Source organism: Curtobacterium sp. Csp2, from assembly GCF_013347165.1.
The window spans coordinates 1,798,206-1,812,789 of record NZ_CP054593.1 but is presented as its reverse complement, the minus strand read 5'-3'; the positions used below and the strand labels follow the sequence as shown (position 1 = coordinate 1,812,789).

The following is a 14,584-nucleotide window of genomic DNA, read 5'->3' as shown; positions in this document are numbered from 1 at the left end:
GGTGCTCCGGCTGCTCGTCGACCGGCCGGACGACCTGTTCCCGGACCTGCCCGTCGTCGACCCCGCGGCCGTCGTCGTCGCGGTCTCCGCGGCGACGGGCTGGGCGCGGTTCAGTGCGCGGTACCCGCTCGACCCGGCGATCCGGACGAAGGCCGTGCCGGGACGCACGAGCACCGTTGCCCCGAGCATGCTCGAGCCGTCGCCGCCGACGACGAGCACGGGTTCGCTCGCGACCCCGACCTCCTCGGCGACGCGCTCGGCGACCGAGCGGACCGAGGTGTAGCGCGCGACGGCGGTCTCGAGTCGGTCGCCCGCGCCCGCGGGCACGTCGACGACGGTGGTGGCGGCACGGGGGAGATCGGCTGCGACGGCCTGGGCGCCGTCGCCGAGGCGCATCGCCCGCGACGACGCCGAACCCTGCCACTGCCCGACGACGAGGAACTGCATCGTCTCAGTCTGTCAGCACGGCCCGGCGCCGTCCGCACCAGCGTGTCGGGTCAGATCGTCGACGACCCGCCGTTCTTCAGTGCGGCGAGTCGCGCCTCGACCTCGGCGTCCCGACCGACGTCCTCGAGGCTCTCGAACTGCGCGTCCAGGCTCGACGACTGGAGCTCCTGCTGTCCGAGGACCTTCGCCTCCTCGCGGCGGACCTTCTCCTCGAAGCGGTTGAGGTCGCTCGTCGGGTCGGTGATGTCGATGTTGCCGATGGCGTCGTTCACCTTCGACTGTGCCTCGGCGGTCTTCTGGCGGGCGACCAGCGAGTCGCGCTTGGACTTGAGCTGCTCGAGTTTCTGCTCCATGCCGGCGAGACCGGACTTGAGCTTCTCGACCTGCTCGTTCTGGGTGGCGAGCGGGCCCTCGTTGTCCTTGACCTCTTGTTCGGCGGCGATCTGCTTGCCGATGGCGATCTTCGCGAGGTTGTCGAACTTGTCCGCCTCGGCCGTCTTGCCCTCGGCGCGGTACTTGTCCGCGGCCGACGAGGCGTTCGCGGCCTTCTGCCCCCACTCGGTGGCGGCGCGCTTGTCCTCCTCGTGGTCCTGCTCGAGCAGGCGGAGGTTGCCGATCGTCTGCGCGATCGCGGTCTTGGCGTCCGCGATGTTGTTCGTGTAGTCGCGGACGAGCTGGTCCAGCATCTTCTGCGGGTCCTCGGCGTCGTCGATGATCTGGTTCACGTTTGCGCGGATGAGCGCGGAGATCCGGCCGAAGATGGTCTGCTTTGCCATGTGCGTTGCCTTTCCTGGGAGGTCCGTCGGTGGTCTGACTGGTGATCTGGATGGGCGGTCCGGCGGTCTGCCGGGGGAGGTGTCGCTGGGCGGGCGGTGGGGAGTCCCGGAGGTCAGAAGCGGCGGGTTCTCCGGCGGCGGCCGCTTCTGACCTCCGGGACTCCCCACCGCCCGCCCAGCGACACCTCCCCCGGCAGACCGCCGGACCGCCCATCCAGATCACCAGTCAGACCACCGACGGACCTCCCAGGAAAGGCAACGCACATGGCAAAGCAGACCATCTTCGGCCGGATCTCCGCGCTCATCCGCGCAAACGTGAACCAGATCATCGACGACGCCGAGGACCCGCAGAAGATGCTGGACCAGCTCGTCCGCGACTACACGAACAACATCGCGGACGCCAAGACCGCGATCGCGCAGACGATCGGCAACCTCCGCCTGCTCGAGCAGGACCACGAGGAGGACAAGCGCGCCGCCACCGAGTGGGGGCAGAAGGCCGCGAACGCCTCGTCGGCCGCGGACAAGTACCGCGCCGAGGGCAAGACGGCCGAGGCGGACAAGTTCGACAACCTCGCGAAGATCGCCATCGGCAAGCAGATCGCCGCCGAACAAGAGGTCAAGGACAACGAGGGCCCGCTCGCCACCCAGAACGAGCAGGTCGAGAAGCTCAAGTCCGGTCTCGCCGGCATGGAGCAGAAACTCGAGCAGCTCAAGTCCAAGCGCGACTCGCTGGTCGCCCGCCAGAAGACCGCCGAGGCACAGTCGAAGGTGAACGACGCCATCGGCAACATCGACATCACCGACCCGACGAGCGACCTCAACCGCTTCGAGGAGAAGGTCCGCCGCGAGGAGGCGAAGGTCCTCGGACAGCAGGAGCTCCAGTCGTCGAGCCTGGACGCGCAGTTCGAGAGCCTCGAGGACGTCGGTCGGGACGCCGAGGTCGAGGCGCGACTCGCCGCACTGAAGAACGGCGGGTCGTCGACGATCTGACCCGACACGCTGGTGCGGACGGCGCCGGGCCGTGCTGACAGACTGAGACGATGCAGTTCCTCGTCGTCGGGCAGTGGCAGGGTTCGGCGTCGTCGCGGGCGATGCGCCTCGGCGACGGCGCCCAGGCCGTCGCAGCCGATCTCCCCCGTGCCGCCACCACCGTCGTCGACGTGCCCGCGGGCGCGGGCGACCGACTCGAGACCGCCGTCGCGCGCTACACCTCGGTCCGCTCGGTCGCCGAGCGCGTCGCCGAGGAGGTCGGGGTCGCGAGCGAACCCGTGCTCGTCGTCGGCGGCGACGGCTCGAGCATGCTCGGGGCAACGGTGCTCGTGCGTCCCGGCACGGCCTTCGTCCGGATCGCCGGGTCGAGCGGGTACCGCGCACTGAACCGCGCCCAGCCCGTCGCCGCGGAGACCGCGGTGCTCCGGCTGCTCGTCGACCGGCCGGACGACCTGTTCCCGGACCTGCCCGTCGTCGACCCCGCGGCCGTCGTCGTCGCGGGCATCCGCGGCGCCGAGGACGCCGAGCTCGCCGCGCTCGACCGGATCGGGATCACGCACCTCGACGTGGACGCCGCGACCCCGGACGCCCTCGACACCGCCGTCACCGCGACCGGAGCCGACGCGGTGTTCGTGCACGTCGACCTCGACGTCCTGGACCCGTCCGAGGTCGACGGGCTGCTCGAACCCGTGCCGTTCGGACTCGACGCAGCGGCACTCGTCGCGCAGATCCAGGCGGCGACCCGGGGCCGTCGTCTCGTCGGTGCGGCGCTGACGGGGTTCGCTCCGGTCGACCCCGAGCGGGCCGTCGACGACCTCGGCGTGATCCTGCGCGCGGTCGGCGCCCTCACCACGGCGTCCCGCGCGTAGGGGGCCGTTCCGCGCGTCGGCTGCCGATCGCCCCACGCCGATGCGCCCTCCGGACCGGTACCCATTGCACTCGGGCGCCCCTCCGGCGGCCTGCGTACGCTCGGGCACATGACGGACTACGACCTCATCGTGATCGGCGCCGGCGCAGTCGGCGAGAACGTGGCGGACTACGCCCACAAGCGCGGCCTCTCGGTCGCCGTGGTCGAGGCCGAGCTGGTCGGAGGCGAGTGCTCGTACTGGGCGTGCATGCCCTCGAAGGCGCTCCTGCGCAGCGGGCACGCGGTCGCGGCGGCGAAGCGACTCGAGGGCGCCGCCCAGGCCGTGACGGGTGACCTCGACGCTGCGAAGGTGCTCGCCCGTCGCAACTCGTTCACCTCGGACTGGAAGGACGACGGACAGGTCGCGTGGCTCGAGTCCGCCGACATCGCGCTCATCCGCGGCCACGCGCGCATCACCGGCGAGAAGACCGTCGAGGTCGCCGGCGAGACCCACACCGCCCGTGCCGCCGTCGCCGTCGTGACCGGGTCGCTGCACCAGCTCCCCGACGTCCCCGGCCTGGCCGAGGCGAAGCCCTGGGGCACCCGCGAGGGCACCAGCGCCCAGCACGTCCCCGAGAGCCTGCTCGTGATCGGCGGCGGGGTCGCCGGCTCCGAGCTCGCGACCGCCTGGGCGTCCCTCGGCGCGAAGGTCACCCTCGTCGCCCGGCACGGCCTGCTCGGCGGCATGGAGCCCTTCGCGGGCGAGCTCGTCGCGGACGCCATGCGGGAGCTCGGCATCGACGTCCGCACGGGCGTCAACCCGACCCGTGTCGACCGGGACGAGCACGGCTTGGTCACGACGACCCTCGACGACGGCACGACCCTGGTGACGAGCGAGGTGCTCGCCGCCACCGGCCGGTCGCCGCACACCGCCGAACTCGGCCTCGAGACCGTCGGGCTCACCCCCGGCGACTGGCTGCAGGTCGACGACACGATGCTCGTGCAGGGCACCGACTGGCTCTACGCCGTCGGTGACGTCAACCACCGCGCACTCCTGACCCACCAGGGCAAGTACCAGGCGCGCGCAGCGGGCGAGGCGATCGCCGCACGCCACCAGGGCCGTCCGGTGCACACCGAGCCGTGGGGCGCGCACGTCGCGACGGCCGACCACGCCGCGGTCCCGCAGGTGACCTTCACGGACCCGGAGGTCGCGAGCGTGGGTCTGACCGAGGACGCCGCTCGGAAGCAGGGGCTCACCGTCCGCGCCGTCGAGTACGACCTGGGCGCAGTCGCCGGCTCCGCGCTGCAGGCCGACGGGTACACCGGGCGCGCGAAGATGGTCGTCGACGAGGACCGCGGGGTCGTCGTCGGCGTGACCTTCGTCGGTCAGGACGTCGCCGAGATGCTCCACGCCGCGACGGTCGCCGTCGTCGGCGAGGTCCCGGTCGACCGCCTCTGGCACGCCGTCCCGGCCTACCCGACCATGAACGAGGTCTGGCTGCGCCTGCTCGAGACCTACGGCCGCCCGGAGTAGCGGTGCGGAACCCGCTCCTCGACTCCCCCGTGTCGCGGGCCGGCTGGCTGTTCGCCACGGTCGTCGGCCTCGCGATCGGCGTGCCGCTGTCGACCGGCAGGATCCGGGTCGTCGACGGGCTGGTGGTCTGCAGCGGCCTGCCCCGGTGGGTCTTCCGCCGCGGCGGGACCTGCGTGGGATCGGTGTACCTGACGCGCGACAATGACGGCGACCGCGTGCTCCGGCACGAGCGCGTGCACGTCACGCAGTGGCGCCGCTACGGCATGCTCATGCCGCTGCTCTACGCCCTCGCGGGCCGCGATCCCCTGCGCAACCGGTTCGAGGTCGAGGCCGGTCTCGAGGACGGCGGCTACGTCCGCTGACGCCGACGCACGCCGAGCGTGCCAGATCTGGCACGTTCGGCGTGCTCGGGCGACGGATTGTGACCTCCGACCGGACGTGAGCGGCGTGTCCTGCCCACTCGCGGGTACCCTCTCGCGGGTGCCCGGGCGCGGGCGAGGACAGAGCGCGCGCGTCAGGCGGCGCGGCGGCGCGGGACGACCAGGGGCGTGCCCGTCTCGGGGTCCGGGACGACCACGCACGGCAGGCCGAAGACGTCCTCGACGAGCTCGGCGGTCAGGACGTCGGCCGGACGCCCCTGCGCGACGATCGACCCCGCCCGCATCGCGACGAGGTGCGTGGCGTACCGCGCCGCCTGGTTGAGGTCGTGGAGCACCGCGACGACCGTGCGTCCGGCCGCGTGCAGCGCCGAGGCCAGTTCGAGCACGTCGTACTGGTGCGCGATGTCGAGGAACGTCGTCGGCTCGTCGAGCAGGACGATGTCGGTCTCCTGCGCGAGGACCATCGCGATCCAGACGCGCTGCCGCTGCCCGCCGGAGAGCTCCCCGACGCTGCGGTCGGCGAGCGTCACGGTGTCGGTCTGCTCGAGCGCGGCCTGGACGGCGGTGCGGTCGGAGCCCGACGACGGGTGCAGCAGGTCCTGGTGCGGGAACCGGCCGCGGGAGACGAGGTCGCGGACGGTGATGCCCTCGGGGGCGATCGGCGTCTGCGGGAGCATGCCGACCCGGCGCGCGACGGCCTTCGGGCGGTAGGACGTGATCGGCGCACCGTCGAGGTACACCGTGCCCGCGCGGGGCGTCAGGGTCCGGGCGAACGCCTTGAGGAGCGTCGACTTGCCGCACGCGTTCGGACCGACGACGACCGTGAGCTCGCCGTCGGGCACGTCGACGTCGAGGGCGTCCACCACGACGCGGTCCTCGTACGCGAGCGTCAGGCCGCGGGCACCGAGCGCCGTCGTCGGGAGCGCGGCGGAGACGGGCGCCGTGGGGGCGGAGGTGTTCAGTGCTCGGCCCTGCCGTGCCGCCAGTAGCCCATGAACGCGACCTGCTCGCGGGCGATGCCGACGCCGCGGACGAGGTGGCGCCGGAGCTCCTTGACGCAGCCGGCCTCGCCCGCGATCCACGCGTAGACGGGGCGCTCCTCGGCGGCGGCGGGGACGTCCCAGAGCACCTGCTCGTCGTTGTCGAGAACAGCGTCGAGATCCGCGTCGACCCCGGCGAGTGCGACCGTGGGCGCGCCCGCGGCGGCAGCGCGTCGGCCGCCGACGACGTCCGACGCCCAGGCGTGCACCTGGTGGGTCATGCGCTCGCCGTGCGAGGCGCCGTTCCGGGCGATCCAGCGGACCTCGACCCCGGCGGGCGCGGACACCGGCAGGCGGTCGGCGTCGGTCGGGACCTCGATGAAGACGTGGCCGACGGCCGTGACGTCGAGGGCCTCGAGGATGGCGCAGATCGCCGGCGCCGCGGTCTCGTCGCCGGCGAGCAGGATGCGGTCGGCGCGCCCCGGGGCGAACTCGGCGGCACCGCTCGGGAGCTCGGCCGGCGAGGACGGGACCGCCGGACCGACGATGCGGAGCTCGTCGCCGACGCGGCAGCCCGAGACCCAGCGGGACGCGGGGCCGGTGTCGCCGTGCGCGACGAAGTCGATGTCGAGCTCGCGTGCGTCCGGCCGGAACGAGCGGACCGTGTAGGTGCGCAGCGGGTTCCGCACGGCGTCCGGCAGCGCGCGCCAGGCGCCGTACCAGTCGTCGCCGTCGGGCAGGTCGGTGAAGCCGTGGCCCGGGATCGGCAGCACGATCTTGATCCGCTGGTCGAGCCCCACCGCGGAGAACTCCGCGAGGGCGTCTCCGGACAGCGTCACCCGGACGAACGAGGGGGTCAGCGCGGACACGGCCGTCACGCGGACGGAGAAGACGCGGTACCGGGCAGCCACGAACGCAAGTATGGCATGCCTCACCTAACCGTTCCAGGGTGGAACGGGGTACCCCGGGCGGTGCGAGGATCGTCCCCGTGCACGAACCCGACGACGAATTCTCGGACCTGGCCGCGCTCGCCGCCGCGAGCGGCGTGACGGAGCCGCTCCGCGCCTCCAGGCAGGTGGTCACCGGCGACGACGGACGCGACACCGCCGCGATCCGGTGGGACACGGCGGACGGCCGGGAGGCACGGATCACCTACCTGCACGGGCTCGGCATCGACGCGCACAGCTTCGACCAGACCGCGCTCGCCGTCGGCGAGCCGGCGGTCGCCCTCGACCTGCCGGGACACGGCCGGTCGAGCTGGCGCGACGACGCGGACTACGGCGCCGCGGTCACCGCCCCGCAGGTGCTCGCCGCGCTCGACGCGCTCGACGTGCCGCCGGGGATCGTCGTCGGGCACTCGCTCGGGGCGATCCTCGCCGCGCGGCTGGCGTCGCTCGCACCGGAGCAGGTGACCGGTCTCGTGCTCGTCGACATGTCGCCGGACTTCGCGCAGCGGGCCGTCGACCGCATCGCGCGGGCGCTCGAGGACGAGGAGCCGTTCGCGTCCCTCGACGAGGTGGTCGACCGCGCCGTCGAGGCCCGGGTCGGCGACGACCGGCAGGTGCTGCTCCGCGAGGCGCGGCACACCACCCGGCTCGGCGCGGACGGGCGGCTCGTGCGGCGGCACCACTTCCCGCACCTGCCCGCCGGCCGGACCGCCTCGGTGGGCCGCTTCGCCGACGCGTGGCCGGACCTCGAGGCGCTGGACGTGCCGCTCCTGCTCGTCCGGGGCGACCGCGGCTACGTCTCCCCGAAACTGCACACCGGGTTCGGCGAGCGCCTGCCCGACGCCCGGGTCGTGACGGTCACGGCGCGGCACGCGGTGCAGAACCAGGCACCCCTCGAACTGGCCACGGCGATCCGGGCATGGGCCGAGGACCACGGATTGTTGCACCCCGTGGAGAAACCGTCCCCCGACGGTCCGGTTGGTCGGTAGCCTCTTGCGAGCGCGACGCGACGACCGTCGCTCCCACGCGCCCGGAAGGAACCCACAACCCATGAGTCCGCTCCTCCCCCGCCTGGGTCGACGTGCAGCACGCGTCGCCCTCGCCAGCACGGCCGTCGCGGTCGTCTCGGCCCTCGCCCTGACCGGGTGCTCAGGATCGTCGAACGAACAGGGCGGCGCCGACGCGACCGTCCGGATCGGGCTCGTCCTCGAACCGACCAGCCTGGACATCCGCACGCAGTCCGGTGCCGCACTCGACCAGGTGCTCATCGACAACGTGTACCAGGGGCTCGTCGGCCGGGCGGCGGACGGCAGCGGTGCGATCCACGACGTGCTCGCGTCGAAGCACGAGGTCTCGGCGGACGGACTCACCTACACGTTCACGCTCCGCGACGGGACGACGTTCCAGGACGGCAAGCCGGTCACCGCGGCCGACGTCGTGTGGTCGCTCCAGCAGGTCAAGGACAACGCGTCCTACGTCGACTCCGCGCAGCTCGCGAACGTCCGGTCGATAGCGTCGCCGTCGTCGGACCAGGTCGTCCTGACGCTGTCGAAGCCGGACTCCGACCTGCTCTGGAACCTGACCGGCCGCGCGGGACTCGTGCTCGAACAGGCCGCGAAGAACGACCTGTCGGACTCCGCGAACGGCACCGGCCCGTACGAGGTGTCGAGCTGGAAGCAGGGCGACGCGCTCGTCTTCGCCCGGAACGCCGACTACTGGGGCACGAAGGCGAAGGTCGCCAAGGTCGAGTTCCGGTACATCACCGACGGGTCCGCGGCCGTGAACGCGATGGCCGCGGGCGACCTGGACGTGCAGACCTCGGTCGACGGCACGCTGAAGAGCCAGCTCGAGGGCAACGCCGACATCGCGCTGCACACCGGCAAGACGACCGACAAGTACACGCTCGCGTTCAACGACCGCAAGGCGCCCTTCACCGACGTCAAGGTCCGCAAGGCGATCCGGCAGGCGATCGACCCGAAGGCGCTCATCAAGGCGATCGGTGGGACCGGGGTGCCGCAGGGCGGGCCGATCCCGGAGCTCGACCCGGGCTACCAGGACCTGACCGACGTCGACGCGTACGACCCCGCGGCCGCGAAGCAGCTGCTCGCCGAGGCCGGCGCGAAGGACCTGAAGCTCACCCTGACCTACCCGAACATCTACGCGGCGACGATCGGCGACGTGCTGAAGTCGCAGCTCGCGGACGTCGGCATCACGCTGAGCGTCCAGCGCGTCGACTTCGCCACGTGGCTGTCGCAGGTGTTCGAGAAGCACGACTTCGACCTGTCGATGGTCAACCACGTCGAGTCGCGGGACTTCGGCAACTGGGCGAACCCGGACTACTACTTCGGGTACGACAACCCCGAGGTGCAGGCCCTGTACGCGCAGTCCGTCGCGGCGACCGACCAGGCCGACAAGACGAAGGCGCTCGAGCAGGCGGCCCGGATCGTCAGCGAGGACGCCGCCGGCGAGTGGCTCTACACGGCGACGTCGATCACCGCGGTCCGCAAGGGCGTGACGGGCGTGCCGTTCGACGGCACGAACTCCCGCCTGGACCTCGCGCAGCTGGCGGTGCGGTGACCGGGGTCGCCGCTGCCGGGCCCGTAGCATCGGACTCGTGACCCGGTTCCTCGTCGGGCGACTGCTGCTGCTCGTCGTCGGTCTGCTCGTGGCGAGCATCATCGTGTTCGCCGTGCTCCGGGTGCTCCCCGGCGACGTCGCGCAGGTCGTCGCCGGCACGCAGGCGTCCCCGGCGCAGGTCGAGCAGCTCCGGCAGCAGCTCGGCCTGGACCGGCCGGTCGTGGTGCAGTACGTCGACTGGATCGGCGGGCTGCTGCACGGCGACCTCGGCCGCTCGCTCGTCACCGGGGGCCAGGTCGCCCCCGAGCTGACCCAGAAGCTCGCGGTCACGCTGCCCCTCGCCGGGATGTCGCTCGCCGCGGCCCTCGTGCTCGGCGTGCCGCTCGGGGTGCTCGCCGCGGTGCTGCGGCGCCGCGCGGGCGGTGCCGTGATCGCGTTCGTCGCCCAGGCCGTCGCCGCGATCCCGATCGTCTGGGCGGGGCTGCTGCTCATCGCGCTGTTCGCCGTGACGCTCCGCTGGCTCCCGCCGCAGGGCTTCCCGCTCGACGGCTGGGGCGAGCCCGGGCGGGCGTTCTCGGCGCTCGTGCTCCCCGCGCTCACGATCGGCGCGGTCGAGGGCGCCGTGATCCTGCGCTTCACGCGCTCCGCCACGCTCGGGGTGCTCGACGCCGACCACGTCCGCACCGCCGCCGCGATCGGGCTCACCCGGACGCAGGCGCTCGTGCGGCACGGGCTGCCGTCCGTGGCGCTCACGGTGCTCGCGGTGCTCGGTGTGCAGATCGCCGGGCTGCTCGTCGGCGCCGTCGTCGTCGAGCAGCTGTTCTCGCTGCCCGGTGTCGGCCGGATGCTCGTCACCGACGTCGGCCGGCGGGACGTCACGAAGGTGCAGTCCGAGCTCCTCGTGCTCACCGGGCTCGTCCTGCTCGTCGGCTTCTCGGTCGACGTGCTGCACCGCGTGCTCGACCCCCGGCAACGCGAGGTGCACGAGTGATCCGCCGACTCGTCGCCCGGCCGACCGGGGTGTTCGCCGTCGTGGTCCTCGGCCTGCTCGTGGTCCTGGCCGCCGTGTCCCTCGTGTGGACGCCGCAGGACCCCTTCCGCACCGACCCGTTCCGGCAGTGGTCCGGACCGAGCGCGGCACACTGGTTCGGCACCGACGCCTCCGGACGGGACATCGCGAGCTACCTCCTCGCCGGCACGCGGACGACGGTGCTCGTCGCCGTGGGGTCCGGGGTCATCGCGAGCGTCGTCGGCATCGTGCTCACGGCGGTCGGCTCGCTCACCGCCCGGTGGGTCCGCGAGGGCACGGCCGTCCTGCTCGACATACTCGTGGCGTTCCCCACGCTGTTGACGGCGATGCTGCTCACCGCGGTGTTCGGCGGTTCGCTCGGCGTCGTGGTCGTGAGCGTCGGGCTGTCCTTCGGCGTGACGATCGCCCGCGTGGCCCGCGGCGAGATCCGCCGGATCGCGCGCAGCGACTACGTCGTGGCGGCACGGGCGTCCGGCGTGGGACCGCTCGGGGTGCTCACCCGGCACCTCGTGCCGAACGCGGCGCCGCTGTTCACCGTGCAGCTCTCGCTCGCGATGGCGACCGCGGTCCTGGCCGAGGCCGGGTTGTCGTACCTGGGCTACGGCGCCGGCTCGGACACCGCGTCGTGGGGCAGCATGCTCGCCGACCTGCAGACCTACGTGGGCGTCCACCCGTGGAGCGCCGCGTGGCCGGGAGCCGCGATCGCCCTCGTGGTCGCCGCGCTCTCGCTGCTCGGCGACGCGGTGCGGGACGCGACCGACCCGCGGCTGACGACGGGCGACCGGGCGTCCGACCCGACCACGACCTCGCCGACGACCCCGGGGGTGACCGCGTGACGGACGCACACGACCGCCTGCCCGACGCACACACGCACGGGCCCGACGCGCACGAGCAGGGCCCGACCGGACCCGACCGCGGGCCGGACCCGCGCGCCGGACTCGAGGTCTCGGGTCTCTCGGTGCGCATCGCGAGGCGGACGGTCCTGGACCGTGTGTCGTTCACCGTGCCTCCCGGCCGTCGCGTCGGCGTGATCGGCGCGTCCGGATCCGGGAAGTCGATGACCTCGCTCGCCCTGATGGGGCTGGAGCCCACCGGTGCGCAGGTGACCGGCAGCATCCGCCTGGACGGGCGGCAGCTCGTCGGCCTGCCCGACCGCGAGCGGGCGAAGCACCGCGGCGCGGACCTGGGCATGGTGTTCCAGGAACCGGGCACGGCGCTCGACCCGCTCCGACGGGTCGGCGCGCAGGTCGCGGAGCCCCTCCGGCTGCACCGCGGCCTGGATCGTCGTGCCGCGCGGACCGCCGCCGTCGCACTGGCCGACGCGGTGGGTCTGCCGGACCCGGCGTCGCTCCTGCGGCAGTACCCGCACCAGCTGTCCGGCGGGCAGCGGCAGCGCATCTGCATCGCGATGGCGATGGCCGGGTCGCCCGCCTACCTGATCGCCGACGAGCCGACCACGGCGCTCGACGTCACGACCGAGGCCCGGATCCTCGAACTGTTCGAGCGGCTGTCCTCGGCACGCGGCACCGGGATGCTGTTCGTGACGCACGACCTCGCCGTGCTCGCGCGCATCGCCGACACCGCCGTCGTGCTGCACGAGGGGCGCGTCGTCGAGCAGGGGCCGGTCCGCACCCTGCTCGAGGCACCGCAGCACCCCGCCACGACCGCACTCGTCGAGGCCGCCCGCGCCACCGCCAGGAGGACCCCGTGACCACGCCCTCCGCCGCGCCGCAGCCCGGCTTCCTGCCCGGCTCAGGCTCGCTCCCGGTCCTGGCCGGGACCGGGCTGCACCGCACGTACCGACTCCCCCGCCGTGGGCCGTTCGAGCCCGGCCCGGTCCGCACCGCCGTCGACGGGATCGACCTGACGGTCGCTCCCGGCGCCCGGCTCGGGATCGTCGGCGAGTCCGGGTCCGGCAAGTCCACCCTGGTGCGGCTGCTCGCCGGCCTGGAGGCGCCTTCCGCCGGCACCGTGACCGCCTCCGGTCGTCCCGTGGTCGCGTCCGCCTCCGCTGCCGCGATGCGGTGGTTCCGTCGCGAGACGGGCGTCGTGTTCCAGGACCCCTACGCGTCGCTCGACCCGCGGATGCGCGTGGGCACGATCATCGCCGAGCCGCTCCGGGCACTGCGGGTCCCCGGCGACCACCGGCAGCTGGTGCGGCGGGTCCTCGAGCGGGTCGACCTGCCGGCGGACGCCGTGGACCGGTACCCGCACGAGTTCTCCGGCGGGCAGCGGCAGCGGATCGCGATCGCCCGTGCGGTGGTGCACGAGCCGCGGATCCTGTTCGGGGACGAGCCGATGAGCGCCCTCGACGTGGTGGTCCGCGCGCGCGTGATCGACCTGTTCCGCTCGCTCGCGGACGACCTCGGGTTGACGCTCGTGCTCGTGTCGCACGACATCGGCGTGGTGCAGCGGCTGTGCGACACGGTGGCGGTGCTGTCCGAGGGGCGGATCGTCGAGCACGGCCCGGTCGCGCTGCTGGACGACCCCCAGCACGACGTCACGCGGGCGCTGGTCGCGGCGGCGCCGACGCTGCCGTAGGCGGTGCGGGCGGGCGCGAGCGCCTCACCAGCAGGCGGGGTGCCGACGCTGCCACCGCAGACGTCGCTCGAGCTGGGCGCCGAGCGCGAGCAGCGTGCGCTCACCCCCGGGACGGCCGATCAGCTGCACGCCCATCGGCAGACCCTCGCCGTCCGGGTGGCCCGCACCGGTGACCCCGACGGGCAGCGTGATCGCGGGCAGTCCCGCGACGTTCACCATCGAGGTCCACGGGGAGTACGCGCACTGGCGGCGGAAGTCCTCGTCCGGGTCGTCGCCGTACCAGCCGAGGGGCCGCGGCGGCAACGCCAACGTCGGGGTGAGCACGGCATCGAACCGGTCGAACGCCCGGATCAGCGCCACGGAGAACGCGTCGAGGGCCGTCATCGCGTCGAGCACCTGCGTCGCGGTGAGTCGCCGGCCGCGCTCGACGAGCCACCCGACGAGCGGGGTCAGCGCCGTCAGGTCGATGCCGGGCACCCGGGGCAGCCCGGCGGCGCTCGACTCCCAGGCCACCCGGAAGGCGTCGGCGTACGGCAGCCGGGGCAACGAGACGTCCTCGACCCCGTGCCCGACCTCGCCGAGCACCCGGACGGCGGTGGCCACGGCCTCGCGGGCGGCGGGGTCGACCACCACGTCGACGGTGTCGTCCCACGGGGAGCCGTCGAGCAGCCCGACGACGAAGCGCCCCTCGCCCCGGACCGCCGCGGCGGTGAAGGGGCCGTCGCCGACGTCGGGCGTGACGAGCGCGTACGGCCTCGGTTCGTCGAGCCCGGTCGGCCGGACGAGGGCGTCGAGGAACATGCCGGCGTCCGCGACGTTCCGGGTGATCGGCCCGGCGACGCTCAGGCCGCCGAGGCCCGACCGTCCGGGCATGGACGGCACCCGGCCCCGGCTCGGCTTGAGTCCGACGAGCCCGGTCGCCGCCGCGGGGATGCGCACCGATCCCCCGCCGTCGGTCCCCACGGCCGCCGGGAGCAGTCCCGCCGCGACCGCGACCGCGGCACCGCTCGACGACCCGCCGGGAGCCCGGGAGGTGTCCCAGGGGTTGACGGTGGTGCCGAGTCGGGTCTCGGAGGACGACGACATCCCGAACTCGGGCGTCGTCGTCTTGCCGAGGCTCACGGTGCCGGCCGCGGCGAGCGCTGCGACGAGCGGGTGGTCGGCGGCTGCGGGTGCGGCGGGCAGGGCGACGGATCCGCTCCGGGTGACGACGCCCGTGCGGTCGTAGAGGTCCTTGTCCCCGTGCGGGAGTCCCCAGAGCGGGCGGGAGGTCGGCACGGCGGTCCCGGGTTGCGCGGCGGTCCCGAGCTGCGCGGCACTGCTCCTGGCCTCGTCCGCGGTCACGGTGACGAACGCGCCGAGCTCCGGGTCGAGCCGTGCGATGCGGTCGAGGTAGTGCGCGGTGACCTCGAGCGCGGTGGTCTCGCCCCGTCGGATCCAGTCCCAGAGTTCCTGCGCGGTGAGGTGGTGGAGTTCGAACACGGTCCCTGAGCCTAGGCGGCGGTGTCCGCAGCCGGGTGTGCGGCGAGCGGGTG

At 73.5% G+C, this 14,584-nt stretch carries 14 protein-coding genes and 1 pseudogene; 10 read left to right on the top strand and 5 right to left on the bottom strand.

Going from position 1 to position 14,584, the window contains the following annotated elements; all coding sequences use genetic code 11:
- Together HUN59_RS19395 and HUN59_RS08890 are read right to left on the bottom strand one after the other, a co-directional pair.
- Positions 1 to 447, bottom strand: a pseudogene (locus tag HUN59_RS19395) (hypothetical protein); the annotation flags it as partial.
- A 50-nt stretch (positions 448 to 497) separates the two neighbouring features.
- Complete coding sequence (locus HUN59_RS08890) at positions 498 to 1,223, bottom strand: PspA/IM30 family protein (protein ID WP_058740646.1); 726 nt, start codon at positions 1,221 to 1,223, stop codon at positions 498 to 500.
- A gap of 264 nt (positions 1,224 to 1,487) precedes the next feature.
- Between HUN59_RS08890 and HUN59_RS08885 the strand changes: the two genes are divergently transcribed.
- The 4 genes from HUN59_RS08885 (at position 1,488) to HUN59_RS08870 (ending at position 4,956) form a co-directional block, all read left to right on the top strand.
- The gene (locus HUN59_RS08885) at positions 1,488 to 2,213 is read left to right on the top strand and encodes a PspA/IM30 family protein (RefSeq protein ID WP_058740646.1); all 726 of its coding nucleotides are present in this window, start codon (positions 1,488 to 1,490) and stop codon (positions 2,211 to 2,213) included.
- A gap of 50 nt (positions 2,214 to 2,263) precedes the next feature.
- Positions 2,264 to 3,082, top strand: coding sequence for an arginase family protein (locus tag HUN59_RS08880; protein ID WP_174778145.1), 819 nt, complete (start codon positions 2,264 to 2,266; stop codon positions 3,080 to 3,082).
- Between the two features lie 108 nt (positions 3,083 to 3,190).
- The gene (locus tag HUN59_RS08875; protein ID WP_114850018.1) at positions 3,191 to 4,594 is read left to right on the top strand and encodes a dihydrolipoyl dehydrogenase family protein; all 1,404 of its coding nucleotides are present in this window, start codon (positions 3,191 to 3,193) and stop codon (positions 4,592 to 4,594) included.
- Between the two features lie 2 nt (positions 4,595 to 4,596).
- On the top strand, positions 4,597 to 4,956 hold the full coding sequence (locus tag HUN59_RS08870; protein WP_174778144.1) for a Fe-S oxidoreductase: 360 nt from the start codon (positions 4,597 to 4,599) through the stop codon (positions 4,954 to 4,956).
- A 152-nt stretch (positions 4,957 to 5,108) separates the two neighbouring features.
- On the opposite strand, the gene HUN59_RS08865 is transcribed toward HUN59_RS08870, so the two are convergent.
- Complete coding sequence (locus tag HUN59_RS08865; protein ID WP_144800976.1) at positions 5,109 to 5,936, bottom strand: ABC transporter ATP-binding protein; 828 nt, start codon at positions 5,934 to 5,936, stop codon at positions 5,109 to 5,111.
- Entirely contained in the window at positions 5,933 to 6,865 is a 933-nt protein-coding gene (locus HUN59_RS08860; RefSeq protein ID WP_254630028.1) for a siderophore-interacting protein, read from the bottom strand. The genes HUN59_RS08865 and HUN59_RS08860 overlap by 4 nt, the downstream gene beginning before the upstream one ends.
- Positions 6,866 to 6,942: 77 nt before the next feature.
- Between HUN59_RS08860 and HUN59_RS08855 the strand changes: the two genes are divergently transcribed.
- The 6 genes from HUN59_RS08855 to HUN59_RS08830 all read left to right on the top strand — a co-directional run bounded on the left by HUN59_RS08855 (position 6,943) and on the right by HUN59_RS08830 (position 13,049).
- Positions 6,943 to 7,890 carry an alpha/beta fold hydrolase gene (locus tag HUN59_RS08855; protein ID WP_174778143.1) on the top strand — a complete coding sequence of 316 codons (948 nt, stop codon included), beginning with the start codon at positions 6,943 to 6,945 and terminating at the stop codon, positions 7,888 to 7,890.
- Positions 7,891 to 7,951: 61 nt separating this feature from the next.
- On the top strand, positions 7,952 to 9,478 hold the full coding sequence (locus HUN59_RS08850) for an ABC transporter substrate-binding protein (protein ID WP_174778142.1): 1,527 nt from the start codon (positions 7,952 to 7,954) through the stop codon (positions 9,476 to 9,478).
- Positions 9,479 to 9,515: 37 nt separating this feature from the next.
- The gene (locus HUN59_RS08845) at positions 9,516 to 10,469 is read left to right on the top strand and encodes an ABC transporter permease (RefSeq protein ID WP_174778141.1); all 954 of its coding nucleotides are present in this window, start codon (positions 9,516 to 9,518) and stop codon (positions 10,467 to 10,469) included.
- Positions 10,466 to 11,344 carry an ABC transporter permease gene (locus HUN59_RS08840; RefSeq protein WP_058740652.1) on the top strand — a complete coding sequence of 293 codons (879 nt, stop codon included), beginning with the start codon at positions 10,466 to 10,468 and terminating at the stop codon, positions 11,342 to 11,344. The genes HUN59_RS08845 and HUN59_RS08840 overlap by 4 nt, the downstream gene beginning before the upstream one ends.
- Positions 11,341 to 12,219: an ABC transporter ATP-binding protein gene (locus tag HUN59_RS08835; protein WP_368076217.1), complete on the top strand. Its 879-nt coding sequence runs from the start codon at positions 11,341 to 11,343 to the stop codon at positions 12,217 to 12,219. The genes HUN59_RS08840 and HUN59_RS08835 overlap by 4 nt, the downstream gene beginning before the upstream one ends.
- Entirely contained in the window at positions 12,216 to 13,049 is an 834-nt protein-coding gene (locus HUN59_RS08830; protein ID WP_441307031.1) for an ABC transporter ATP-binding protein, read from the top strand. Before HUN59_RS08835 ends, HUN59_RS08830 begins: the two co-directional genes overlap by 4 nt.
- 24 nt (positions 13,050 to 13,073) lie before the next feature.
- On the opposite strand, the gene HUN59_RS08825 is transcribed toward HUN59_RS08830, so the two are convergent.
- On the bottom strand, positions 13,074 to 14,531 hold the full coding sequence (locus tag HUN59_RS08825; protein ID WP_174778140.1) for an amidase: 1,458 nt from the start codon (positions 14,529 to 14,531) through the stop codon (positions 13,074 to 13,076).
- Between the last annotated feature and the right edge of the window lie 53 nt (positions 14,532 to 14,584).

What these genes read in the sequence shown, in the direction of transcription:
- HUN59_RS08890 (WP_058740646.1), bottom strand. Translation starts at nt 1,223, where the DNA reads ATGGCAAAGCAGACCATCTTCGGCCGGATCTCCGCGCTCATCCGCGCA.
- HUN59_RS08885 (WP_058740646.1), top strand. Translation starts at nt 1,488, where the DNA reads ATGGCAAAGCAGACCATCTTCGGCCGGATCTCCGCGCTCATCCGCGCA.
- HUN59_RS08880 (WP_174778145.1), top strand. Translation starts at nt 2,264, where the DNA reads ATGCAGTTCCTCGTCGTCGGGCAGTGGCAGGGTTCGGCGTCGTCGCGG.
- HUN59_RS08875 (WP_114850018.1), top strand. Translation starts at nt 3,191, where the DNA reads ATGACGGACTACGACCTCATCGTGATCGGCGCCGGCGCAGTCGGCGAG.
- HUN59_RS08850 (WP_174778142.1), top strand. Translation starts at nt 7,952, where the DNA reads ATGAGTCCGCTCCTCCCCCGCCTGGGTCGACGTGCAGCACGCGTCGCC.